Genomic DNA, 21,256 nt, shown 5'->3' on the forward strand with positions numbered 1-21,256 from the left:
CTCCTGAAGCTGGGTGGGGAACGCGCGGGATGCGCGGGGCTCGCGCTAGCCGCGCGGGCCCCGTGCGCCGCGCAAGGCGAGCAGTTGCGCGCTGAGCGCATCGAGATCGAGCGCGCTGACGCGGCGCACGGTCTCGACGAGTGACTGGGGCAGTGCCCGGTAGCCGGCGCAGGCGCCGAGCATCGCGCCGAGCATCGCGGCGATGGTGTCGGTGTCGCCGCCGAGGCTGGCCGCGCTGGCCAGCGAGGCCTCGATCGCGGTGCCGTGGCGTCGCGCGTCGTGGGCCAGCGCGAAGGCCGCCACCACCGATTCCTGCGAGGCCACCGAGGTGCCGACCACTTCGTACAGCCAGTCGGCCAGCGCCTCGCCGCTGCGCGCGGCGCTCTCGCCCGCCACCCAGCGCAGCCGCGCGCCGATGCGCGCGCCGGCGATCCAGTTGCCGCGCGTCTGGCCGAGCTCGGCGAAACGTTCGCCGGCCTCCAGCGCCTCGCCCAGCGAGGCGCCCTCGATGCCGGCCGACACGACGGCCGCCACCGCGGCCGCGCTGGCGATGCCGAGCGTGGTGTGATGGGTCACCAGGCAGGAACCGACCACCGCCTCCACGAAGGCCTCGGGATCGGCCAGCGAGGTGGCGATGCCCACCGGCGTGACGCGCATCGCGGCGCCGTTGGTGGTGCCGAAGCGGCCCGCCAGCGAGACGTCCTCGCCGTCGACGATGGCCTGCGTGGCCCGCCGCGTGGAGGGGCCGAGCAGGTCCAGCGAGCCGCGCGCCTTCATGTCCGCTTCCCAGGCGATCAGGCGCCGCGCGAACTCGAGCGGCGCGATCGCACCCTGCCCGTCCACCAGCAACTGCGCCACCAGCACCGCCTGCTCGGTGTCGTCGGTGATCGCGCCGGCGCGCATGTTCGGCGCGATCGGCTGGTCGGGGCCCGCGTCGAGCAGGCCCGTGACGCGGCCGAAGCGTTCGCGGATCGTCTCGCGACTCAGGGCCTGGGTCGGCATGCCGAAGGCATCGCCCAGCGCGAGGCCGTAGAAGGCGCCGCGCGCGCGGTCCAGGCGCGCGGCATCGGCCTGGTCGGCGTGAGGAAACGAATCAGTACGGTCGATCGACATCAGAATTCCAGGTGCAGGGCAAAGTGGGCAGGGTCGAGCAGGCTCACCACGTACTCGATCACGCGGTTCTCGCGGTCGCGCGTGAGGCGCCGCGAGCGCAGGAAGGGCGTGCCGGCGCGGCGCTTGAGCAGCCGCGCGTCCTCGGCCTCCAGGCCGACCACCTCGGCCCATTGCTCGCCGTGGTCGGCCACCATGCCGTGCTCGGCCAGCGTGCGGTTCAGCGAGCCGCCCACCAGCCCTTCGAGCGGCAGCGCGGCCAGTTCGTCGGAGAACGGCAGGCGGCTGCGTTCCAACGAGATATGCGCGGCCGTGTCGCCGATCACGCGCATCCGGTCGATCGCCACGAAGCGCGCGACGGCCAGGCCCAGCTCGGCCGCCAGCGCCTCGTCGTCGATGATCGCGATCTGCAGCAGCCTGGTCTGTGCGCTGCCGCCGGCGCGCTCCAGCGCGGTGGTCCAGCCCAGCGAGCCGTCGATGGCCTGGCCGTGGAAGGTCACGAAGGAGCCGATCCCGCCGCGCCGCGTGATCAGGCCGCTGCTGGTGAGCAGGTCGAGGCCCTTGCGGACCGTGTTGCGGCTCACCGCGAAACGCTCGACCAGCTCGCTCTCGCTCTCGAGCTGCTGGCCATAGGGCAGCCGCCCGCTCAGGATGTCCCGCTCGAGCTCCGCCGCCACCCGGTGTGCCTTGGAACGCCCGACTTCGGACGTCCTGGCCGATTTACGCACCATCTTCTGTCTCCTGTCAGCAAGTGCCGCGCGGCCCCGGTTTCCGGTAGCGGAAAGCCGTTCGCGCGTCGCAAAAGGTACAAGTATGCACAGGTTTGACGACGGGCGGCGCCGGAAGGTGGATCGGGACGGACGCATGGTGATGACGGAAGCTCGGCTCACTCGCTGAAGCGATCGATGAAGGGATCGGGAAAACTCGGGCGGCGGGCTCAGAAGCGATGCACCATGCCGAGCTGGAAGCCGCGCGCGTCCGCGCCCGGATAGGCCAGCGGCAGGCCCGCGTTGGCCGAGCCGGCCAGCCGGTACGAGGCGTCGCCGCGGTTCTGCAGGAAGGACAGTGCGCCGTACAGCGAGGTGCGCTTGGAGAACGTGTAGGTGTAGAGCGCGGCGATCTGCCGGGCGTTGGCGCCCTGTCCCGTCTCGTCGTGCAGGTAGGTGCCGCCCAGCGACAAGGCCTGCGCGGGCGTCACCTGGTAGAGCGCCGAGATGCCGTAGATATTCACGTCGAGGCCGATGTCGGCCCACTTCGCGCCGCTCCAGCCGAGATAAACGGTGGTCTTGCCGATCTGGTAGCCGGCGCCCACCTCGGCGGTGCGGTCGAGCGTGCCGTTGTCGGCGCTGCGCACCGCCTGGGCCGCCGCGATCGCCGAGAACGGGCCGCGCGCGTAGGTCACGTCGGCCTGGTAGCTGGCGCCGCCCGAGCGCAGCCCGCCCGCGTCGCCGAAGCCGACATAGACGCTGAACTGCAGCCCCGACAGCGAGGGCGACGTGTAGGAGGCCGTATTGCTGGTGCGCACCGCGTAGGTTTCCATGTTGCTGAAACCGGAAGCCTGGGTGGCCGCGCCAAACGCGTCGAGCCCGCCCTGGTCGTTGAACAGCGGCGAGTTCTGGCGGCCCACGTGCACCTCGCCCCAGTTGCCGCCCAGCCCGACCCAGGCCTGGCGGCTGAACATCGAGCCCGGCGTGGCGAAGCTGCCGTCGTTCGGGTTGAAGCCGTTCTGCAGGTCGAAGCTGACGTAGTTGCCGCCGCCGATGTCCTCGTGGCCGCGCAGCCCGATCCGGCTGGCCCACTGCCCCGACGAACCGATCGCCGCGGTGTAGCCATTGCCGGTGTTCACGTACTGGAAGAACTCGTCGATGATGCCGTACAGCGTGACGCTCGAATCGGCATGGGCGACGAGCGGCAGCAGGCCGGCGGCGAGCGCGAACGTCAGACGCGACAGACGGAAGGACATCGTGGAACCCTGGTCGGATGGGATGCGGTCGTTTCGACCGGCCTGTTCCTCTAAAAAGTACATGTAGGAACAGGCGCAAAATTAAGGTTCCAATTTGAACAAGTCAAGCAGGCATCGCTAGGGGAAAACCGCAGGGGCCCGCCCCGCTTTCCTCGGAGGAAAGCGGAACCCTGGCAGGCGACGAGGCGGGAAATTGCGGGGAAAGGAAGGCGGGAGAACGAAACGGATCAGGCGGGAAACCGCCGGCGCGCGCGCGCCGGCGATTCGAACCGCCCGAGCAAGCGCGGGATCAGACTACCAGCGAGCCCTCGGCGGCGCCGGTCATGCGATTCAAGGCGATCCGGCGCGCCTCGTCGAGCGTGGCGGCCACCTCCACCGGCACCCCGAAGGCCCGCTCGATGCCCGGCGCGCGCTCGAGCGCGGCCTCGCGCTCGAGCGGCTCCGGCTCGATCGAGATCAGCGCGCGGCAGATCGCGGCCAGTGCCTCGCGATTCTGCTTGAGCCAGAGGCCGCGCTGCTTGCGGTCCTCGTGCCCCTCCTCCGGGCGGCCGGCCGGGAAGATCATCACGAACGGCATGCCGATCCGCAACAGGGTCTGCATCTCGTCCTCCCAGCGCGCCGCGTAACCGTCCTCGATCGTCTCGTTGCGCATCAGGACAAAGGGAAATTCGCGCAGGTCGAAGATGCGCAGCGCCGGGGTGCTGGTGGTTCGGGTAGTCATGGTGAACGCTCCATCGAATTCGGGTTTGGCAACCACACGAGGAGCATTGTTGGCCGGCGGCGGATAAAGCTGATAATGTCGTTTGGTCAAAAAATAATGAATTCCGGCCATGACCGCCAACCCGGCTTCTTCCCCGCCCGACGGCAACTCGATACGCCACGACGCCATCGAGCGGCTCGACGGCCCGATCCTGATCGCCCTGCCCGGCGGCGAGCGCCACGGGCCGCACGCCTATCGCCTCGGCACGCGCGAGATCGACTGGCACCAGCACCGGCGCGGCCAGGTGTTCTGCATCGAGAGCGGCTGCGTGCACGTGCGCACCCCGCACGGCTCCTGGCTGCTGCCGCCGCACCGGGCCGGCTGGATTCCGCCCGGGGTGCCGCACAAGGTCAGCATCAGCGGCGCGCTGAGCGGCTGGAGCGTGGCGATCGCGCCCGCGGCGAGCCGCACCCTGCCGGCCGAACCCTGCGTGATCGCGACCACCGAGCTGATGGCGGCCCTGGTGCGCCGCGCCGTGAGCTGGTACGGGCGCGACACGCTGAGCGCCGAGCAAACGCGCATCAGCCGCGTGCTGCTCGACGAGATCCGCCGCGCGCCGCACGAACCGCTGCACCTGCCGATGCCGGCCGACCGGCGCCTGCTGAAGATCGCCCGGCGAATCCTCGCGCAGCCGCACGAGGGCCGCACGCTGGAGGACTGGGCGCAATGGGGCGGCTTGTCGGCGCGCACGCTGAGCCGCCTGTTCCAGGCCGAGACCGGCACCAGCTTCGCGCAGTGGCGGCAGCAGGCGCGCCTGACGCTGGCGCTGGAGCGCCTGGCCGGCGGCGCACCGGTCGCCAACGTGGCCGATGCGCTCGGCTACGCCACGCCGAGCAATTTCATCGCGATGTTCCGGCGCGCGTTCGGCGATTCGCCCGCACATTACTTCGCGCGTCGGCGCGAAGGCTGAGTTCGGGCTGGCGCTGGCGGCGGCGCGCCGCCAGGGACGAAGCCGGCGCAGCGCGCAGCGGCAGCCTCGCCCACCGCGGGCAAGCAGCCAGGAAGAAAAAGGGCCGCGCGCGATCCTCGCGCGCGGCGCGCGGCGCGTGCGGGATCTGCCAAGCATCGCGCACGCGACGAAACCGTGGAGCCCGCGCTAGAGCAGCACCGCCTCCTGCTCGATCGCGCCGGGCTCGTCCTCGCTGCCGCCGGCCTCGGCCGCCTCGCGCTCGGAGACGATGCGCCCCGGCACCTCATCCGCGATCCGGCCGCTCAGGAGCCAGTCCAGCACCATCGGCCAGAGCCTGCCCTCGAAGCGGCTGTGGAAGAAGGCGAAATGGCCGATCGCGGTTTCGCCCACCTGCTCAGGGTTCAGGCGCAGATGGGTGACGCGGCTGCGGGTGAAGTAGCGCAGCAGCCGCTCGATCGCGGCGACCGTGCCGAACGGGTCGTCGCTCACGCTGAGCGCCAGGATCGGCGCGCGCAGGGCCGCGAAGCGCTGCACCAGCGCGTGGCGTTCGCGCTCGCCGCGCCGGATCGGCGCGCGCCGGTAGGTGTGCTCGAACTCGGCGCGGCTGCGGCTCCAGGACAGCGCCACGCCGCGCGGCGTGTCCTCCATCCAGCCGAGCCGCCGCGCCGGGAAATAACCGCACAGCGCGCTCACCAGCGGCATCACCAGGTGCCACTTCCACAGCATCGATACCCGGCTGCGCGGCGCGTAATCGCGCCAGTGCGCGTATTGCGCGCCCATCGTGAAGACGCGGCGCACCAGGTGGTTCGAGGGCGCCAGGCCCAGCGCGACCCCGCCGATGCTGTGCGCGACCACGTCGATCGGCTGGCCGGGAAAGGCCGTCGAGGCGTAACGCAGCACCGCCTCGGCATCGCGCTCGCCCCAGTCGAGCCAGCTCGCCTCGAACCGCGCCAGCACCGGCGGGCGCGATTCGCCGATGCCGCGATAGTCGTAGACGATCGCATCGCAGCCGTGGCGATGCAGCCAGGCCGCGAAGCGGAAGTAGTAGCGGCAGCGCACCGAGGTGGCCGCGTTGACCACCACCACCGGGCGCGGCGCGAGCGGATCGGGCGGCGCGGCCTGACGCCAGACGAAGCCGCCGATCGGATAACCGTCCCCGGCGACGATGGTGACCGGCTCGGGCCCGGCGTCGGCCGCGTGGTCCATGTCGCGCGTCTTTCCAGTCGTATCAGCCATGTTCCCTCACATACCCACGGCGCATGCCATGCCCATTCCGCTTGATCGCAGGGCAGGCTCCGAGCGCTATTGCACTTGACCGCCCCGCTCGACTCAATCAATCTTCTTGCATTGATCGCATGAGGCTCGCGCATGACAGTCCCGCTCATCAAACTCCCCTCGCTCGATCTCCTGCGCGGTTACGTGGCCGTCGGCCGGCGCATGAGCATCACGCTCGCCGCCCAGGACCTGTGCCTCACGCAATCGGCCGTGAGCCGCCAGGTGAATGCACTCGAGGAGGCGCTCGGCACGCGCCTGTTCCACCGCGGCTACCGCTCGATCTCGTTTACGCCCGAGGGCGAGCGCCTGTTCCGCGTCGCCGACGAAGCCGTGCGCCAGTTGCAGGACAGCGTGGAGGCCCTGACCCATCCCAAGGCGCCCCAGCCCGTGACCATCACCGCCAGCATCGGCGTGGCGGGCCTGTGGCTGCTGCCGCGGCTCGGCGAGTTGCAGCAGGCGCATCCCGGCGTCGACCTGCGGGTGGCCGCCACCGACAAGCTGCTCGACCTGCGCGCCGAGGGCATCGACCTGGCGATCCGCTACGCGGCGGCCGACCACGCGCCGGCCAGCTCGGTGCGGCTGTTCGACGAGACCATCGTGCCGGTGGCGCATCCCTCGCTGGGCGTCACCGCGCTGGATGCCGACACGCTGGCGCGCCACGCGCTGCTCGAATTCGACGGCCCGCGCCGCCCGCTGCTGCAATGGGCCGATCATCTCGGCGCGCTCGGCCTGGAGGCCGCGCAGCGGCGCGGCGTGCTGCGCTTCAATCAATACGACCAAGTGATCCAGGCCGCGCTGGCCGGGCGCGGCATCGCGCTGGGACGCGTGGCCCTGGTCGCGCCGCTGCTGGCCGACGGCCGGCTCGCCGCGATCGGCGAGTCCGACTCGCATCGCGCCACCGGCTACGCCTACTGGCTGCACCAGGTCGATCCCGAGCCGCGCGAGGACGTGCGCGCGGTGATCGACTGGATCCTGGCCGCCACCGGGGTCGAACCCGCGCGCAAGCTGGAGTTCGACGAGCAGGAGGCGCGCTGATTCGCACTTGGAGGCCGTCGGCCGCCCAGGCATGTCGATACGGCGGATCGCCGGGCTGCTGGCTCCCTCCCGCCCGGCGCCTGCATCGATGCGCAACGCATGCGACCCGTTTCATGCGGCTCGCGCATGCGAAGCGTGCCGCATTCTCACTTGATGCACGCTCCCGCCAGGCGCTTAATTGAGGCCCGGCGGCCCGCGACGGCTGGCGTCGCACTCGCGACGCGTGCCGCGCGACATGAGAAGGAAACCTATGCAGATTCGTTCCGAGGAGGCCTGGCGCCACCGCTGGCTGCTGGTGATCATGGGCGGCATCGTGATGGGCGGCGCGCTGGGCGTGCGCAACGTGCAGGGCCTGTTCCTGATGCCGGTCACGCTCGATCACGGCTGGAGCCGCGAGACCTTCGGCCTCGCGCTGGCGCTGCAGAACCTGCTGTGGGGCATCGCCCAGCCCTTCACCGGCATGATCGCCGACCGCTACGGCTCGGCGCGCGTGATCTTCGCCGGCGCCGTGCTCTACGCGCTCGGCCTGGTGGTGATGGCGCTGGCGGCCACGCCCGGCGTCTACACGCTCGGCACCGGCCTGATGGTCGGCATCGCGCTGTCGGGCACCGCCTTCGGGGCCGTATACGGCGCGCTCTCGCGGCTGTTCCCGGCCGAGCATCGCGGCTGGGCGCTCGGCATGGCCGGCACCATCGGCGGCCTCGGCCAGTTCGTGATGGTGCCGCTCGCGCAGGGCATGATCGACTCGATCGGCTGGGTGCGTGCCAGCTTCGTGCTGGCCGCCGTGATGCTGGCCACCGCGCCGCTCGCGGCCTGGCTGCGCGACCGGCCGCCGGCGCGCGGCGCCGAGGGCGGCAGCCACCAGACGATGCGCGCCGCGGTACGCGAGGCGCTCACGCATCGCGGCTTCTGGCTGCTCAACATCGGCTTCTTCGCCTGCGGCTTCCAGCTCGCCTTCATCGCCGCGCACATGCCGGCCTACCTGCTCGATCGCGGCATGAGCGCGCGTCAGGCCAGCATCGCGCTGGCCACCATCGCCCTGGCCAACACGCTCGGCACCTTCCTGTGCGGTTATGCCGGCGGCATCTGGCGGCGCAAGTACCTGCTGGCCGGCATCTACTTCACGCGCGCGATCTCGATGGCGCTGTTCATCCTGCTGCCGCTCACGCCCACCAGCCTCTACCTGTTCTCCTTCGTCGCCGGCCTGATCTGGCTCGGCACGGTGCCGCTCACCAACGGCCTGGTCTCGCAGGTGTTCGGCGTGCGCTATATCGCGACGCTGTTCGGCTTCGTGTTCTTCGGCCACCAGCTCGGCAGCTTCTTCGGCGTCTGGCTCGGCGGCGTCGTCTACGACGCCACGCACTCCTACCTGCCGCTCTGGTACGGCTCGATGGCGCTCGGCGTGGCCGCCGGCCTGCTGCACCTGCCGATCAACGACCGCAGCGTGCCGCGCCTGTCGAGCCCGGTCCCCGCCGCGCAGCCGGTATGAAGCCGCGCCACGATCCCCGCGCCGCCTGGGCGACGAGCGCGACTCGGGCGGACCATGAGGTCTCGCCCGGCCCCGCCCGGCAGGCGAGGCACGGCGCGGCCCGCCTCGGGCTGCCCGGGCGGCCCTCGCTGCGCGGCGTGCTGCTGGGCCTGCTGGCGGCCGCGCTGCTGGCCGTCACCTTCGCGGCCTGGCTCACGCCCTCGTCGATGCTCGCCCTGCTGACGGGCTTTTCCCTGTGCGGATGAGGCGGGCCAAGAAGGCCTCGCGCGCCGCGCGCGGAACTCGCCGAATCGAGGCCCGCCCGGCTAGGCCTGGTTGCCCGGCTCCAGGCCCCTGAACTGCACCACCAGCTCGATATCGTTGCGCACCGCCAGCTTCTTCATGGCCGACGCCTTCTGGGTGCTGACGGTCTTCACGCTGCGGCACACCTGGCGCGCGATCTCGCTGACCCGCATGCCGCGCGAGATCATCCGCACCACCTCGTACTCGCGCTTGGTCAGCGTCGCGCGCCTCCCCTCGCCCTGCTTCGACAGGAAACCGAGCTGCGCGCCGGACAAGGCCACCGCCACCTCGGGATCGATGTACATCTGGTCGGCCGCGACGGTGCGCACCGCGGCGGCGAGCCGCGAGAAGGTCGCGTTCGCCTTGCACAGGAAACCGCGCACGCCGATCCCGAACAGCTTGCGCACCAGGGCCGGGTCGTCGTGCATGGTCAGCATCAGGATCCTGAGCTCGGGATGGCTGCGCTTGATGCATTCGATGAGCGGCAGCCCGTCGAAGGCGCCGGTCTGGTCGAAGGCGTAATCGCAGATCAGCACGTCGCAGGACGACCTGGCGAGGACCGTGCCGAGCATCGCCGGATCACAGGCGCTGGCCGTCACGGTGATGTCGGCCTCGTGGTCGAGGATCCTGGTGATGCCCACCATCACGACGGGATGGTCGTCGGCCACCACGACGCGAATGGTTCCGGCGGAATCGCGATCCTGCTGTTTCATGACATTGTCTCCAGTGAATGGCATGCGCGACGGCCGGCACGTCGAGGCGGGCCGCCGCGGGAAATCGAAGCGCCCGAGCGGCCTGGCCGTCGAATCGCGCACCGGGCAATCGCGGCAGGCCGACGTGGCACCGTCGGACCTTGCCGGAAATCATCGCGTGATGTTGGCGCCCGAGCGCGCTACCACTTCCAACCTGCGCCGAAGTTGAATCCCGTCAGGCGGCCGGTGGTCGATACGCCGGCGCCCCAGCCCAATCGCCCGTTGCCGGCCAGCCCCTTCAGGTTCAGGGCGATCGCGCGGTAGCCCGAGAAGCCACCGACGCCGACCCCGGCCGCCACCTCGCCCGGATTCAGGCTCGGCAGGTAGAGGCCGGACATCGCCATGCTCATCGCCACGCCCGTGTAGGCGCGACGCGCGACGTCCTCGAGCGAACGCCCGAGCGTGGCGAGTTGCGACAGGTTTACGGCATCGCCGGGAGCAACGCCTGGCGCGAGGTTGACGAGACGGCGCTCGCGGCCGGGCGAGCCGATCGAGACCGTCGCATCGCGATCGGCGATCGACCCCGCGCCCAGCGCCACCGCGCCCCGCCCCGTGGCGAGCGCGGACGCACCGAGCGCCACCGAGCGATCGCCGTCGGCGCGCGCCCCGTCTCCGAGCGCGGCAGCCTGGCCGCCCAGCGCGCCGGCCTGATAGCCGATCGCGACGGCACCGTCGCGCGCGGCCAGGGCGCGGAATCCGAGCGCCGTGGCGTGGTGCTCCCTTGCCCGCGCATAGGCGCCGTAGGCGGTCGCGCCATCGGCGCGGCGGCTCTCGCGCGCGCCGTCGCGCCCCGCGATCGTCCCGGCGGCGGCGCATAGCCCGGTGGCCGTCGCATCGAAACCGTTGGCCAGGGTGCAGCCGGCCGGGTCGATTCGCGACCGCCTCACCGCGTCCGTGCCGGGTCCCCGTGTCTCGATCATGCGACCTTCGCCGCCTCCCGCCGCCGTTGCGACGACGACGTTGCCATTACGTCGTGCCTCGTCATTCGCGCGCATCAGCGGCGACATGCGCTCGGCCAACGCGCGAAGCTGCACGTCGGTCGAATCGAGCTGTCGGGAGACCGTGTCGATACGCTTGGCGTGAATCTCATCCACCGACGACAGCTCACTCATCTCCGCCGTCATCGCGTCCAGTTGCGTGGAGGTCGCGGTGGAAAGCAGGGCGAGATCCCGCTCGTTCACGCGCACGCCGTTCACGACAACGCCCGCCTCGCGGGATGCCGAGGCCAGCCCGGTCGACAAGCGGCTCTGAAGCGTCGATACCCGGCTGTCGAGCTGGCCTGAGGCGACCGACCGGGAACCGGTCTCGCCCGACGCCCGTGCAAGTTCCTCCGTCCCGGGAAGCAGCGACGCCTGCGTCGCGCGTTGGACGATCGAGCTCGATGCCGATCGTCCATCGGCCATGATCGACTCGTTCAGCGACAGATCCACGCCCTGGCTTGGCGGATCGCCCGGCTTCGTGGCCTGACGCGGATTCAGCCGGGCCTGGCCAGGGTTGCAGGCATCACGGCAAACGCAGGAGAGAATACCGCTCAGGTCGAATGATTCGTCAGGTTGGCCGCGCGTGATGAATTTGCAGATTGCCTCGCCCTGCCTGCCGGCGGCGCCCGCGGTACCCAGCGACTCGATGCCGAGCAGCACGAAGCACGCAAGGACAGCCTCCACAGTACGGCTTCGGCCGGACCCTACCGACCATGGCCACGCTGCATGGCCGGCTTGCGCTCGCGTCGCCGCATCAAGCTGCCCGCGAAATGACGGCGGCGGGGCGGCTTGCCGCCATTTTCCGGAATCGTGCTTGTCCATGTCGTCTCTCCCCCAGTCTCATATTGGAAACCTCGACGTCGTCATAGGCAGAGAAAGCCATCGCCTCGACGTCATACCCGGCGCGAGTCTTTCGGATCAATCGCGGCATGGATGCCGAAACCGATGTCATGCCCGACCGCGACGTCGATCGAAGTTAGTTCAGATCCACCACGATACGAATCGTCAACGCCCTATTTGCGATATAGGAACCGTCCTAGACGCGATCCGGGAAACGGTGAAGAGGACCGATCCGCCGTCGCGCCGTCGCGGACCATGGATGAATCCGCGAGCGATGGCGGCCCCCCGCCGCTCTCGCAAAACTGGAGCCATGATGCCGGCAGCCTGGCGACACGGAGCTCGCACGCCAGGCCGCGGCCGTCACGCCGCCGTGCCGATCGCCCACGCGTCGCGTCAGTTTCGGCGCAGTGGGTTGCCCCCTCGCCCCGCATGACGCGCGATGGCCGCCCCGACCATCGGCTCCAGCGCGGCCATCTCAGCCGACAGCGTCTCGACCGGCATCTCGAGGCAGCGCCGGGACAGCGCCTGCAGGGCCTGCCCCAGAGGATCCTGGCTGAAGAACAGCAGCGAGCCGGCCATCTTGTGCAGGGCGCGCCGGAGCTGCTGCCGGTCGCCTGCCGCGAATGCGTCGCGCGCGGCAGTCCAGTCCCTCGGCAGGCCCTGCGCGAGCATCGATGCGAGCGCCTCGTCGAGCCGCCCCTCGCGAGCCTCGGCCGGCGGCTCGGCCACCGGAAACACGAACGCGAGCGCGTCGCGCAGGGCATCGAGCGACCAGGGCTTCATCAGGACATCGGCGAGCCGCTCGCCGGCCGCGCCGAGCGTGCGCTCCCAGCTCACGTCGGCGGTGGTCAGGATAATGGGGGTGTCGACGGCCGCGCGCGCCAGCGCTTCAATCAGGCGCGGCCCATCGAGGCGCGGCATGTTCAGGTCGGTCAGGATCAGTGCGTGGCGGGCCGCGCCGGCGCATGCCAGCGCGGCGTCGCCGTCCGCCGCCTCGTCCACCTGCTCGATGCCGAGCACGGCCAGTTGCCGGCGCAGCAGTTGCCGGCAGACCGCGTCGTCGTCGATCACCAGCACCCGCGCCTCGTGCAGATACTCGCGTGCGAGCAGGCGCGGCACGTCGTCGGCGGCCGCCTGGCCGAATTCGCCCAGCAGCACCTGCCAGGCCGCGCGGATCGCATCCAGCGAATAGGACGACACCACATAGCGATCGCCGCGGCAGTCCGGCCGCAACGGTCCATCGTCGGCCACCACCAGGTCCACCGGCGCGGCATGCCGGATCGCCGCGAGTTCGCGCGCCATCAGCACGCGCAGGGCGAGCGGCTCGTGCGCCGCCGCGGCGGACAGCGCCGCCGCGGCGCCCACCTCGACCTGCCAGCCGGCCACGCGCAGCACCTCGACCAGGTCGTTGGGGGCATCCTCGCGCTCCAGCAGGACGAACACCTTGCGCCCGTCCGAAACCGGCCAGTCATAGGCTCGCGCCGGCTGGCGCTCCCAGTCGATCGGCAGGCGCAGCGTGAAGGTGGTGCCGGCCCGCAACTCGCTGCGAACCTCGATGCGCCCGCCGAGCAGTTCGCAGATCTTCGCGCACAAGGCGAGGCCCAGGCCGGTGCCGCGCACCATCGCGTTGCGCGAGGACGGGCTCTGCACATAGGGGGCGAAGATGCGATCGAGATCCTCGGCGGGAATCCCCTCGCCCGTGTCCGCGACCTCGATCGTGAGGCACTCGCCGCCTTCCAGCCCGCCGCCGCGCCGGCACTGCACGCTGACGCACCCGCGATGCGTGAATTTCAGCGCGTTGTGCAGCAGGTTGAGGATGACCTGGCGCAGCAGGTGCTCGTCGCCGATCGCCTGCGCGCCGAGGTCGGCCACCGCGTAGTTGATGCGCACCGGATGCGCGCCCACCGACGGCCGCGCCGACAGCAGCACCTGCTCCACCAGGCCGCGCAGGCTGAAGCTCGAGCGCTTCGGCCGGAACAGCTGCGCGTCGAGCTTGGAGAAATCCAGCGCGTTGTCGAGCAGGGCCATCAGGGAGGTGAAGCCGCGCGAGACGATGTCCACCCGCTTGCGCAGGTCCGGATCGTCGGCGTCGAGGGAGATCAACTCGAGATTGGACAGCGCGCCGTGCAGGGGCGTCCTGATCTCGTGGCTCATGATGGCGAGGAAATCGCCCTTGGCGCGATTGGCGGCCTCGGCGCTGAGCTTCGCGTCCTGCAGCAGGGCCTCGGTCTGATGGCGCGAGCTGACGTCGTAGATCGCCAGCAGCACGATCTCGGCATCGCCGTAGCGGGTCGCGCGCAGGGCGAACTCGTAGTGGCGCGGGCCGGCCTGGCCGTCGAGCTCGAGATCGACGGCCAGCCGCGGCTCGGCCTCGAAATCGTGCGCCGCGGCACGCTCGAACAGGCCGGCCAGCGCGGCCTGGTTGGCCTGCGCATCGAACAGTTCGCCGGCCAGGGTATTGCGGATCACGAAGCGGCGCGTGGCCGGATGGAAGGCCGCGAAGCCGATCCGCAGCGAATTGGCCATGGTCTGCTCGAAGGCCGCGCTGTCGCGCCCGCGACGCGCGCGGCGCTTGACCGGCGCGAGGATGCGCAGGTCGAACCACACGATCATCGCCCAGAGCGCGGCGAGCAGGCCCGCGAAGCCCGCTCCGAGGTCCAGCGCCGGGCGCCAGAGATCGCCGAGCACCTGGGTCCGATCGACCCGATTCACCCACACCCAGTCCGGGGCCGGCCCCTGGCGGCGCAAGTCGAGCGCGAAGTCCCGCCAGAGGATCGTGCGCCGGTCCCCGGCGGCCGGCCGCAGCCCGGCGCGCGCCGGCTCGCGCGGCGCGGCGTCGGGCTGGCCCTGGCTGAAATCGACGATGCCATCGGGATGGACCAGCGCGGTCGACTGCAAGGTCTCGATCGACATCACCTCCTTGACGAAGTCCTCCAGCACGGCCGGCCGGACCAGCACCGTGGGCTCGCCGTTCGGCAGCCGGAACGCCTTCACGTACTCGACCACGTGGCCTTGTTCCCGCGCATCGAAGCGCGGCGCGAGCCAGATGCCGCCGTCGCCGCGGCTGCCCCGTTCGCGCGCGGCCGCCAGCGCGGCGCGCGCGGCCTGGGTCTTCTGCCCGATCAAGGCGGCGGCGGCGTACTGCACCGGTTGCCGGTCCTCACGCATCACGGCGAGGTAGCGCCCCGCCACGTCGAAGATCATCGTGCCCTCGCGCAGGCAGTTCGGACAGCGATGAATCCAGTCGAGCGCGATCCGCGACAAGGGCGACGAGCAGGCCAGGTCGGGCGGGTCGCCCACCGGCGCCGCCACGTAGAGGTTCATCGGGCAATCCGGGGCGAGGTAGCCGACGCCCCGGTCGTAGGCACGGCCGTCATGGAAGGCATCGCGATGCCGGGCTTCGGCCGCCTGCAGGGCCGCGTAGAACTCGGCCGAGCGGTTGTAGACGCCGCCCATGCGATGAAAGATGTGGTTGACGGCATCGGCCTGAACGTCGAACCTCGCCGCCTGCTGGGCCATGTATGCCTGCAGGCCGAACCGGGCTACCGCATAGGCCCCGCCCAGGATCGCGAGCGTCAGCAGGACACCGCCGGTATGGAGGATCAGCGAGGGAAAGTCCTCGGGATCGCGGGCATGCAGCCGTCCTATCGTGATACGGCCGAACCGCCTGATATGTCGCTTGATGACGCCGACCATGTTCGTCTTTCCATCCTGGATCCGTCGGACCGACATGCCGCCCGGGCGACGCCGCGCGAGGCGCCGCTCGCCACCTCGGTGTGGGTCGGCGCAGCACGTCGTTCTGCAATCCGAACCGGTTTCCGCGCCGGGCGCCGGGCGCGATTCATGGAACACGTCCCCGAGCATCGCTGCGAGCGAGTCGCCGTGCAATCCCGGAGCATGACATGGATGGATCGCGGCGCAAATGCCCGCGGCCGGCGCCCGGACGCGGGCCGATCGCCATGGTGGCTGCCTCCTCCAGATCGTCCGGTGTTGCGGCGCAGCACCACCGGAATTGGCACCGCCTCGCCCCAGCCTCGCCAGTCGGCGCGTCCCGCCTCGCGACCGGCTCATGTGCATCGCAGCACGCCGGCCAGGAGGCCGGCCCGACGAAATGAAATCCGGTGATGGCGAATATAAAAATACACGCAACTCCACCAAACAGCACACACCGAACATAATCGAAACGAGCTGATTTTAAAAATAGGAACAATCCTATAAATGAATCGCTTTTATCGATTAGGAATTCTTGCTACATTGCACTCGATTCCGGGGCCGCCCCGGCCCGCGAATCGCATCCACGCCGGCCAATCGGCGATGTTTCGATTGAAGTCCTATCGAAATCGACAGACCATGAAGAGTTATCAGGAATATCAGAAAAGCACGGCCTCGCTTCGACAGGAACTCGATAAAATCCGGCGCGAACATGCCGAGCGCGTGCTGCAGGAATTACGCGAATGCATCATCGAATTCGGTTTCCGTCCGGAACAACTGATGCCGCCGCCCTGCACCGCCAGGCGCCGGGCGAAGTACTACAATCCAGCCAGCGGCGCCACCTGGACCGGCCGGGGCCGCCCGCCCGACTGGATTCGCGACAAGGATTTTTCCCTGTACCTGCTGCCCGCCAACGCGGACGGCGCGACAGTGTCCGGTGCCGTCGCGCCGGAGCCGCTCGGACGATAGCGGCAGCCCCGGTCGGCCGGCGCGACTTGCCGGCACCGACCCGGAAACCGGCTCGGCAGGGCCTTCGATTCTCCATCGAGCCGCCTCATGCCGTGTTCCAGGTTTTCCATGCGCGGGGATGTCGTTCGGGCCCGGGCCAACCTCATCGCGAATCCTTCAACCAGCCGCGCGCCGTCGTCGTCGCTGTCGACACGATACGCGCCACCACGAACCGCCATGACCATGGAAGCGCAGTCCCTTCGAAGTGAGATCAAGGTGATCGTGGCCGACGACCACCCGATCGTGGTCGCCGGCATCCTGAAGCTGCTGGAGGGAACGCCCGACATCGAGGTGGTCGAATCGGTCACCGACGTCGATGCGCTCGAGCAGGCGCTGGAATCGCGGGCTTGCGACATCCTGATCAGCGACTACGAGTTCGGCGATACGCGCGCGCACGACGGCATCCAGATGATCGAGCGCCTGCGGCACGACTTCCCGCACCTGAAGATCCTCATGCTGACCATGCACGACGACATCATCCTGGTGCGTCGCCTGATCTCGATGGGCGTGGCCGGTTTCCTCAGCAAGTCGACCCCGGCGCTCTCGAAGCTGCCCGAGATCCTGCGCGCCATCGAGCGCGGCGAGCAGTACCTCGACGCGGCCATCGCGCAGGCGCTGCGGCTGGCCGACATGCAGCTCGCCTCGGCCAGCGGCCGCCGTCGCATGGTGATGCTGAGCAAGCGCGAATACGAGGTGGTGCGCCTGTTCGCGCGCGGCATGCAGATCAGCGAGATCGCGCGACAGACCGGCCGCAGCGTGAAGACCATCAGCACCCAGAAGGGTTCGGCCATGAGGAAGATGGAAGTGGACAACGATGCCGATCTCATCATCCGCTTCCTCGATCTCGGCGAGCGCCTGCAACCCGCGCCCGAGGCCTGATCGCGGCCCAGACGCCGCGAGGCGCGGTGCCACCGCCTCAGGGATGCCCGAGCCGCCGCGCGATCTCCGGCATACGCTGGGTCGCGCGCTCGTGCAGTTGCTGATACAGGCTGTTGCCGTGCGCGTCGATCGCGACCGTGGCCGGCCCGAGCTGCTCCACCTCCAGCGTCAGCAAGCGGAACTGCGAGATGTACTCGGTCCAGTGCTGCGCCACCACGCGACGCAGCGAACGCGACAGCAGGTTCAGCCCGCCGCCCGGAAACGACAGGTAGGCGCAGCCGCATTCGCGCAGCGCGGCCGCGCTGGCCGCGTCGAGCCCGCCCTTGCCGCCCACCAGCCGCAGGCCGAGCCCGCGGATCAGGGTGGGCATCCAGGCGTCGTAGCGCGTGCTGGTGCTCGGGTTCAGGTAGAGCGCCTCGGGGCCGTGCGGCGTCTCGTTCACATAGGTGCTCAGGTGGAAGAAGGCCCCGCCGCGCAGGTCGAGCGGCAGCTCGGCGCCGCGCTCGATCGCCGCGGCCAGCCGCTTGTGGGTCGGCAGGCCGATGCTGACCGTGATCTCGCCGGACAGCCGCACCATGTCGCCGAGTTGCAGCGCCCGCACCGGCCCGGCCGCCAGCGGCAGTTTCAGTTCATGCAGGCGGCTCATCACGCGCCCTCCAGGAATTCGACGCGGCCGTCGCCATGAATCCGCGCGGCCGTGCGTCGGTTGATCCAGCAGTTGAAGCAGACCGCCACCGGCACGAAGCCGTGGCTGGCGGCGTAGTCGATATGCACCGCCATCGCCGTGGTGTCGCCGCCGGTGCCCATCGGCCCGAAGCCCATCGCGTTGACCGCGTCGAGCAGGCGCCGCTCCATCGCGGCCAGCATCGGCTCCGGGTTGGCGCGCCCGAACGGCCGCATCATCTGCTCCTTGGCCAGGCGCGCCGCGTAATCGAAGGTGCCGCCGATGCCGACCCCGATCACCAGCGGCAGGCAGGGCTGCGAGCCCGCGCGCAGCATGGTGTCGAGCACGAAGCGCTCGATCTGCGCGTGGCTCGGGTAGACGAAGGCCTCGATCGCCTCCCAGCGGCCGGTGCCCATCGCCTTGGGCGAGCAGACGATGTCGACGTGCTCGGCATCGTCGATCACGTCGAAGCTGACGATCGGCATGTCCTTGCCGGCATGGCCGCGCTCGTGCGTGAGCGGGTTGGTCACCATCTTCAGGATCGGCGGCGAGATCGAGGCCGCCAGGTCGGCGAAGCCGTCGCGGATCGCGGCGCGCACCGGGCCGTCGAAACGCACGCGCGTGCCGATCTTCACGCTGTAGGTGGGAATCCCCACATCGCTGCACACCAGCGAATCGTCGCGGCGCGCGCCGTCGGCGCTCTCCACCAGGATCCGCAGCGTGGCGCGGCCGGTCGGGCTGGTCTCGCGTTCGGCCGCGTCGGCCAGGAAGGCGCGCGTATCGTCGGGGATCGTCTTCAGCGAGCGTTCGTAGAGTTGCGCGGTGACCCGCCTGAGGGTCGCGCTGTCGATCGCCATGGTCATGGTTCCTTCTTCGGGAGGACGCGCGTGCCGGATTCGACGCGCACGTCGCGGCGGAGGATTCCGCCAGGAGAAAAACAGGCATAAAGTGCTCGACGCACACCGCCGCGCGGCGACAATGCGCGAACCCTCACGCCATGGATGCTTTCAAGATGCCTGCCACCCGCTCCGCCAGCCCTTCGCGCCGCATCGCCATCGTCGGCGCCGGCGCGATCGGCGGCCACTTCGCGGCCCGGCTCGCGCTCGCCGGCCATCGCGTCTCGCTGCTGGCGCGCGGCGCCACGCTCGAGGCGCTGCGCCGCGACGGCCTGCGCTACCAGAGCCCCGATGCGCCCGAGCAGCGGGTGCCGGTCGAGGCCCATGCCCGAGCCGAGGACATCGGAGCGCAGGAGCTGGTGGTGATCGCGCTGAAGTCGCAGTCGCTGCCGGGCCTGGCCGCCTCGCTCGCGCCGCTGCTCGATGCGCAAAGCGTGGTGCTGCCGGTCGGCAACGGCCTGCCCTGGTGGTTCTGCCTGGTGCCGGGCCAGCCGCTCGAAGGGCTGCGCCTGCAAAGCGTCGATCCCGATGGCGGCGTCGAGCGCGCGCTGCCCTTCGCCCAGGTGCTCGGCGGCAGCGTGATGGCCTCCTGCAGCTGCCCCGCGCCCGGCGTGGTACGCCATCACAGCGGTAATCGCATCACCATCGGCGAGCCGGCCGGCGGCGTCAGCGAGCGCAGCGCGCGGTGGGCCGGCGTGCTCGACGCGGCGGGCCTGCCGACCACCGCCAGCGAGGACATCCGCCGCGACCTGTGGGTCAAGCTGCTCGGCAACGCCTGCGCCAACCCGCTGAGCGTGCTGACCCAGGCCAGCACCGACCGGCTGCTCGACGATGCGCACACGCGCGCCGCCTACGCGCAACTGATGGGCGAGTGCCTGGCGATCGGCAAGGCCGCGGGCCTGGCCATCGAGATCGACATCGCCACGCGCATGGCCCAGTCGCGCGCGCTCGGCACGGTCAAGACCTCGATGCTGCAGGACCTCGAGGCCGGTCGAGCGCTCGAGCTCGACGCGATCCTGGGCGCCCCGCTCGAATGCGCGGCGCGGCTCGGCGTGGAGGCGCCGCTGATGCGCACGGTGCTGGCGCTGGCCCGGCTGCGCGCCACGCCGGCGGGCTGAGGCGCGAGCCGATGCGGCGATCGGCGCGCGCGCCTCATGCCGCCGGCCCGCATCGCGGCCGATCTCAGCCGCGCGCATAATCCGCGGCGTTCGCCACCCAGCCCTTGCCGATGAAGTCCTCGCGCGGCGGCGAGAACACATCGATCAGCAGGTGCCGGCCGCTGCCCACGCCCTCGGTGGTATGGATCAGCTGCACGGGGATCGCGATCATCGAGGCCGGCCCCGCCGCGAGGTGCTCGTCCTCGCGCCAGGCGTTCGCGTCGGGGCCCCATTGCACGCGCAGGTGGTGGATGAAGTCGCCTTCGATCGCCAGCGAGCCCTGCTCGAAATTCGCGTGGCTGTGCGGGCTCAGCTTCGAGCGATCGCGCGCGTCCTGGTACTCGACCCAGTTGATGCTGAGCGTGTCGGTCTGCAGCATCTTCAGGCGCGGCTTGTCGGCCGGCGGCGTGATCGCGTCGATGCCGATCACCTGCAGCTCGCCCGCTCCGCGCGTGCGCCGGTAGCCGCTGTCGCTGCCGACGATGCGCGCGTCGGGCACCGCGTAATCGGCCGCGTTGCAGGCCGCCCCGGCCGGCAGGTCGGGCCGCGACGAGGCGATCAACACCGCGCGCGCGCCCGGCGCCGGGCTCACGCGCGCACGGCCCGCCGGCAGCACGCAGACGCTGCGGCCCGGCACGCGCTGCGCCGGCCCGTCGCCGACGGCGATCTCGGCGCCGTCCTCGGGCAGCAGCACCAGCATCTCGTGCGCGCTCGTCGCATCGAACTCGCGCGTCTCGCCTTCCAGCCACTGCACGTAGAAGTTCTGGCCGCGCGCCACCGCGCCCGGCGCCAGGTCGTGCACCGCCGCGCGGCGCACGCCGGTTTCCGTGTTTGTCGTCATGTCGATTCCTCGATGAATCCTGTGTAAGGGGGAAGGTCCTGCTCAGCCGTTGCGCGGGCTCGGCCGGCCCAGCTCGTCGAGCTTGCCGACGGTGGCGTAGCGGTTGCCGTCCAGGCGCGTGAGCGGCTCGGCCAGCACCGTGTCGAAGCGGCCGTCTTCGGTCACGAAGCGCTCGTCCAGATGGACGCCGACGATGCGCCCGAACACCACCCGGCTGAAGGTCTCGCCGGGCCCGGTGGGTTCGATGTCGACGATGCGCAGCAGCCGGCATTCCATGCTGGCCGGCGAGGCCGCCACGCGCGGCGGCTTCACCATCACGCTGGGCGCCTTCTCGAGGCCGGCCAGCTCGAACTCGTCCACGCCGTAGGGCGCGTTCATCGAGCTGGTGTTCATCGGCTCGCGCAGCGACCAGGTGACGAGGTTGGTGACGAATTCGCCGGTCTCGCGGATGTTGGTGACGGTGTCCTTCTCGTGCCGGTCGGCCGGCGCGTTGCAGGAGAACATCAGCACCGGCGGCGCGGTCGAGACCAGGTTGAAATGCGAGAACGGCGCGAGGTTCACCTCGCCGCGCGCGTTGACGGTGCTGATCCAGCCGATCGGGCGCGGCGCCACGATCGCGTTGAACAGCGTGCGCTTGAAGCCGGGCGTGTTCGCCGGGTCGAGAAACATGGGGCTCTCCTGGTCCTGGGTTCCTGAAGCCGGCC

The 21,256-nt window shown here is 70.4% G+C and carries 19 protein-coding genes; 7 read left to right on the top strand and 12 right to left on the bottom strand.

Going from position 1 to position 21,256, the window contains the following annotated elements; translation table 11 throughout:
• Positions 1-45: 45 nt before the first annotated feature.
• The 4 genes from FB600_RS25255 to FB600_RS25270 form a co-directional block, all read right to left on the bottom strand.
• Positions 46-1,113, bottom strand: coding sequence for an ADP-ribosylglycohydrolase family protein (locus FB600_RS25255; RefSeq protein WP_098181810.1), 1,068 nt, complete (start codon positions 1,111-1,113; stop codon positions 46-48).
• Entirely contained in the window at positions 1,113-1,841 is a 729-nt protein-coding gene (locus FB600_RS25260; protein WP_098153883.1) for a GntR family transcriptional regulator, read from the bottom strand. Before FB600_RS25260 ends, FB600_RS25255 begins: the two co-directional genes overlap by 1 nt.
• Positions 1,842-2,047: 206 nt before the next feature.
• A complete protein-coding gene (locus tag FB600_RS25265; protein WP_098153882.1) occupies positions 2,048-3,073 on the bottom strand; it encodes a porin in 1,026 nt (341 codons plus the stop codon).
• Positions 3,074-3,362: 289 nt separating this feature from the next.
• Positions 3,363-3,794 (bottom strand): hypothetical protein, encoded by a 432-nt coding sequence (locus tag FB600_RS25270; RefSeq protein WP_036050805.1) that lies wholly within the window; start codon positions 3,792-3,794, stop codon positions 3,363-3,365.
• Positions 3,795-3,903: 109 nt separating this feature from the next.
• Between FB600_RS25270 and FB600_RS25275 the strand changes: the two genes are divergently transcribed.
• Complete coding sequence (locus FB600_RS25275; protein ID WP_096748607.1) at positions 3,904-4,743, top strand: AraC family transcriptional regulator; 840 nt, start codon at positions 3,904-3,906, stop codon at positions 4,741-4,743.
• A gap of 186 nt (positions 4,744-4,929) precedes the next feature.
• Here the strand turns inward: FB600_RS25275 and FB600_RS25280 are convergent, their stop codons facing one another.
• A complete protein-coding gene (locus tag FB600_RS25280; RefSeq protein ID WP_096748606.1) occupies positions 4,930-5,979 on the bottom strand; it encodes an alpha/beta fold hydrolase in 1,050 nt (349 codons plus the stop codon).
• A 132-nt stretch (positions 5,980-6,111) separates the two neighbouring features.
• Here FB600_RS25280 and FB600_RS25285 point away from each other — a divergent pair, with 132 nt between their 5' ends.
• The 3 genes from FB600_RS25285 (at position 6,112) to FB600_RS25295 (ending at position 8,787) form a co-directional block, all read left to right on the top strand.
• Positions 6,112-7,053 (top strand): LysR substrate-binding domain-containing protein, encoded by a 942-nt coding sequence (locus tag FB600_RS25285; protein ID WP_096748605.1) that lies wholly within the window; start codon positions 6,112-6,114, stop codon positions 7,051-7,053.
• Positions 7,054-7,303: 250 nt separating this feature from the next.
• Positions 7,304-8,542, top strand: a complete 1,239-nt coding sequence (locus FB600_RS25290; RefSeq protein WP_145757526.1) for an MFS transporter — start codon at positions 7,304-7,306, stop codon at positions 8,540-8,542.
• Positions 8,539-8,787, top strand: a complete 249-nt coding sequence (locus tag FB600_RS25295; RefSeq protein ID WP_098153880.1) for a hypothetical protein — start codon at positions 8,539-8,541, stop codon at positions 8,785-8,787. The genes FB600_RS25290 and FB600_RS25295 overlap by 4 nt, the downstream gene beginning before the upstream one ends.
• 60 nt (positions 8,788-8,847) lie before the next feature.
• Here the strand turns inward: FB600_RS25295 and FB600_RS25300 are convergent, their stop codons facing one another.
• The 3 genes from FB600_RS25300 to FB600_RS25310 all read right to left on the bottom strand — a co-directional run bounded on the left by FB600_RS25300 (position 8,848) and on the right by FB600_RS25310 (position 15,092).
• The gene (locus FB600_RS25300; RefSeq protein ID WP_186020931.1) at positions 8,848-9,537 is read right to left on the bottom strand and encodes a response regulator transcription factor; all 690 of its coding nucleotides are present in this window, start codon (positions 9,535-9,537) and stop codon (positions 8,848-8,850) included.
• Between the two features lie 179 nt (positions 9,538-9,716).
• Positions 9,717-11,378: a YadA-like family protein gene (locus FB600_RS25305; protein ID WP_145757527.1), complete on the bottom strand. Its 1,662-nt coding sequence runs from the start codon at positions 11,376-11,378 to the stop codon at positions 9,717-9,719.
• Between the two features lie 411 nt (positions 11,379-11,789).
• Positions 11,790-15,092 (bottom strand): hybrid sensor histidine kinase/response regulator, encoded by a 3,303-nt coding sequence (locus FB600_RS25310; protein ID WP_145757528.1) that lies wholly within the window; start codon positions 15,090-15,092, stop codon positions 11,790-11,792.
• 522 nt (positions 15,093-15,614) lie between these two features.
• On the opposite strand from FB600_RS25310, the gene FB600_RS25315 reads away from it, so the two are divergent.
• Positions 15,615-16,076 carry an H-NS family nucleoid-associated regulatory protein gene (locus tag FB600_RS25315; RefSeq protein ID WP_227742958.1) on the top strand — a complete coding sequence of 154 codons (462 nt, stop codon included), beginning with the start codon at positions 15,615-15,617 and terminating at the stop codon, positions 16,074-16,076.
• A gap of 216 nt (positions 16,077-16,292) precedes the next feature.
• Positions 16,293-16,994 (top strand): response regulator transcription factor, encoded by a 702-nt coding sequence (locus tag FB600_RS25320; protein ID WP_025102116.1) that lies wholly within the window; start codon positions 16,293-16,295, stop codon positions 16,992-16,994.
• Positions 16,995-17,031: 37 nt separating this feature from the next.
• On the opposite strand, the gene FB600_RS25325 is transcribed toward FB600_RS25320, so the two are convergent.
• On the bottom strand, positions 17,032-17,640 hold the full coding sequence (locus tag FB600_RS25325) for a fumarate hydratase C-terminal domain-containing protein (protein WP_145757529.1): 609 nt from the start codon (positions 17,638-17,640) through the stop codon (positions 17,032-17,034).
• The gene (locus tag FB600_RS25330; protein WP_013698572.1) at positions 17,640-18,515 is read right to left on the bottom strand and encodes a fumarate hydratase; all 876 of its coding nucleotides are present in this window, start codon (positions 18,513-18,515) and stop codon (positions 17,640-17,642) included. Before FB600_RS25330 ends, FB600_RS25325 begins: the two co-directional genes overlap by 1 nt.
• 155 nt (positions 18,516-18,670) lie before the next feature.
• On the opposite strand from FB600_RS25330, the gene FB600_RS25335 reads away from it, so the two are divergent.
• Positions 18,671-19,672 carry a ketopantoate reductase family protein gene (locus FB600_RS25335; protein WP_164467544.1) on the top strand — a complete coding sequence of 334 codons (1,002 nt, stop codon included), beginning with the start codon at positions 18,671-18,673 and terminating at the stop codon, positions 19,670-19,672.
• A 64-nt stretch (positions 19,673-19,736) separates the two neighbouring features.
• Here the strand turns inward: FB600_RS25335 and FB600_RS25340 are convergent, their stop codons facing one another.
• Together FB600_RS25340 and FB600_RS25345 are read right to left on the bottom strand one after the other, a co-directional pair.
• Positions 19,737-20,552 (bottom strand): hypothetical protein, encoded by an 816-nt coding sequence (locus FB600_RS25340; RefSeq protein ID WP_036050785.1) that lies wholly within the window; start codon positions 20,550-20,552, stop codon positions 19,737-19,739.
• 42 nt (positions 20,553-20,594) lie between these two features.
• Positions 20,595-21,221 carry a flavin reductase family protein gene (locus FB600_RS25345; protein WP_105821578.1) on the bottom strand — a complete coding sequence of 209 codons (627 nt, stop codon included), beginning with the start codon at positions 21,219-21,221 and terminating at the stop codon, positions 20,595-20,597.
• Positions 21,222-21,256: the final 35 nt, after the last annotated feature.

The organism is Burkholderia sp. SJZ089 (assembly GCF_007828315.1).
GTDB classification, from domain to species: Bacteria; Pseudomonadota; Gammaproteobacteria; order Burkholderiales; family Burkholderiaceae; genus Burkholderia; species Burkholderia gladioli.

Coding starts and splice junctions, on each gene's coding strand:
- FB600_RS25310 (WP_145757528.1), bottom strand. CDS start 15,092: ATGGTCGGCGTCATCAAGCGACATATCAGGCGGTTCGGCCGTATCACG.
- FB600_RS25340 (WP_036050785.1), bottom strand. CDS start 20,552: ATGACGACAAACACGGAAACCGGCGTGCGCCGCGCGGCGGTGCACGAC.
- FB600_RS25255 (WP_098181810.1), bottom strand. CDS start 1,113: ATGTCGATCGACCGTACTGATTCGTTTCCTCACGCCGACCAGGCCGAT.
- FB600_RS25270 (WP_036050805.1), bottom strand. CDS start 3,794: ATGACTACCCGAACCACCAGCACCCCGGCGCTGCGCATCTTCGACCTG.
- FB600_RS25315 (WP_227742958.1), top strand. CDS start 15,615: ATGAATCGCTTTTATCGATTAGGAATTCTTGCTACATTGCACTCGATT.
- FB600_RS25320 (WP_025102116.1), top strand. CDS start 16,293: ATGACCATGGAAGCGCAGTCCCTTCGAAGTGAGATCAAGGTGATCGTG.
- FB600_RS25280 (WP_096748606.1), bottom strand. CDS start 5,979: ATGGCTGATACGACTGGAAAGACGCGCGACATGGACCACGCGGCCGAC.
- FB600_RS25300 (WP_186020931.1), bottom strand. CDS start 9,537: ATGAAACAGCAGGATCGCGATTCCGCCGGAACCATTCGCGTCGTGGTG.
- FB600_RS25305 (WP_145757527.1), bottom strand. CDS start 11,378: ATGGACAAGCACGATTCCGGAAAATGGCGGCAAGCCGCCCCGCCGCCG.
- FB600_RS25285 (WP_096748605.1), top strand. CDS start 6,112: ATGACAGTCCCGCTCATCAAACTCCCCTCGCTCGATCTCCTGCGCGGT.
- FB600_RS25295 (WP_098153880.1), top strand. CDS start 8,539: ATGAAGCCGCGCCACGATCCCCGCGCCGCCTGGGCGACGAGCGCGACT.
- FB600_RS25330 (WP_013698572.1), bottom strand. CDS start 18,515: ATGGCGATCGACAGCGCGACCCTCAGGCGGGTCACCGCGCAACTCTAC.
- FB600_RS25290 (WP_145757526.1), top strand. CDS start 7,304: ATGCAGATTCGTTCCGAGGAGGCCTGGCGCCACCGCTGGCTGCTGGTG.
- FB600_RS25275 (WP_096748607.1), top strand. CDS start 3,904: ATGACCGCCAACCCGGCTTCTTCCCCGCCCGACGGCAACTCGATACGC.
- FB600_RS25265 (WP_098153882.1), bottom strand. CDS start 3,073: ATGTCCTTCCGTCTGTCGCGTCTGACGTTCGCGCTCGCCGCCGGCCTG.
- FB600_RS25325 (WP_145757529.1), bottom strand. CDS start 17,640: ATGAGCCGCCTGCATGAACTGAAACTGCCGCTGGCGGCCGGGCCGGTG.
- FB600_RS25260 (WP_098153883.1), bottom strand. CDS start 1,841: ATGGTGCGTAAATCGGCCAGGACGTCCGAAGTCGGGCGTTCCAAGGCA.
- FB600_RS25335 (WP_164467544.1), top strand. CDS start 18,671: ATGCCTGCCACCCGCTCCGCCAGCCCTTCGCGCCGCATCGCCATCGTC.
- FB600_RS25345 (WP_105821578.1), bottom strand. CDS start 21,221: ATGTTTCTCGACCCGGCGAACACGCCCGGCTTCAAGCGCACGCTGTTC.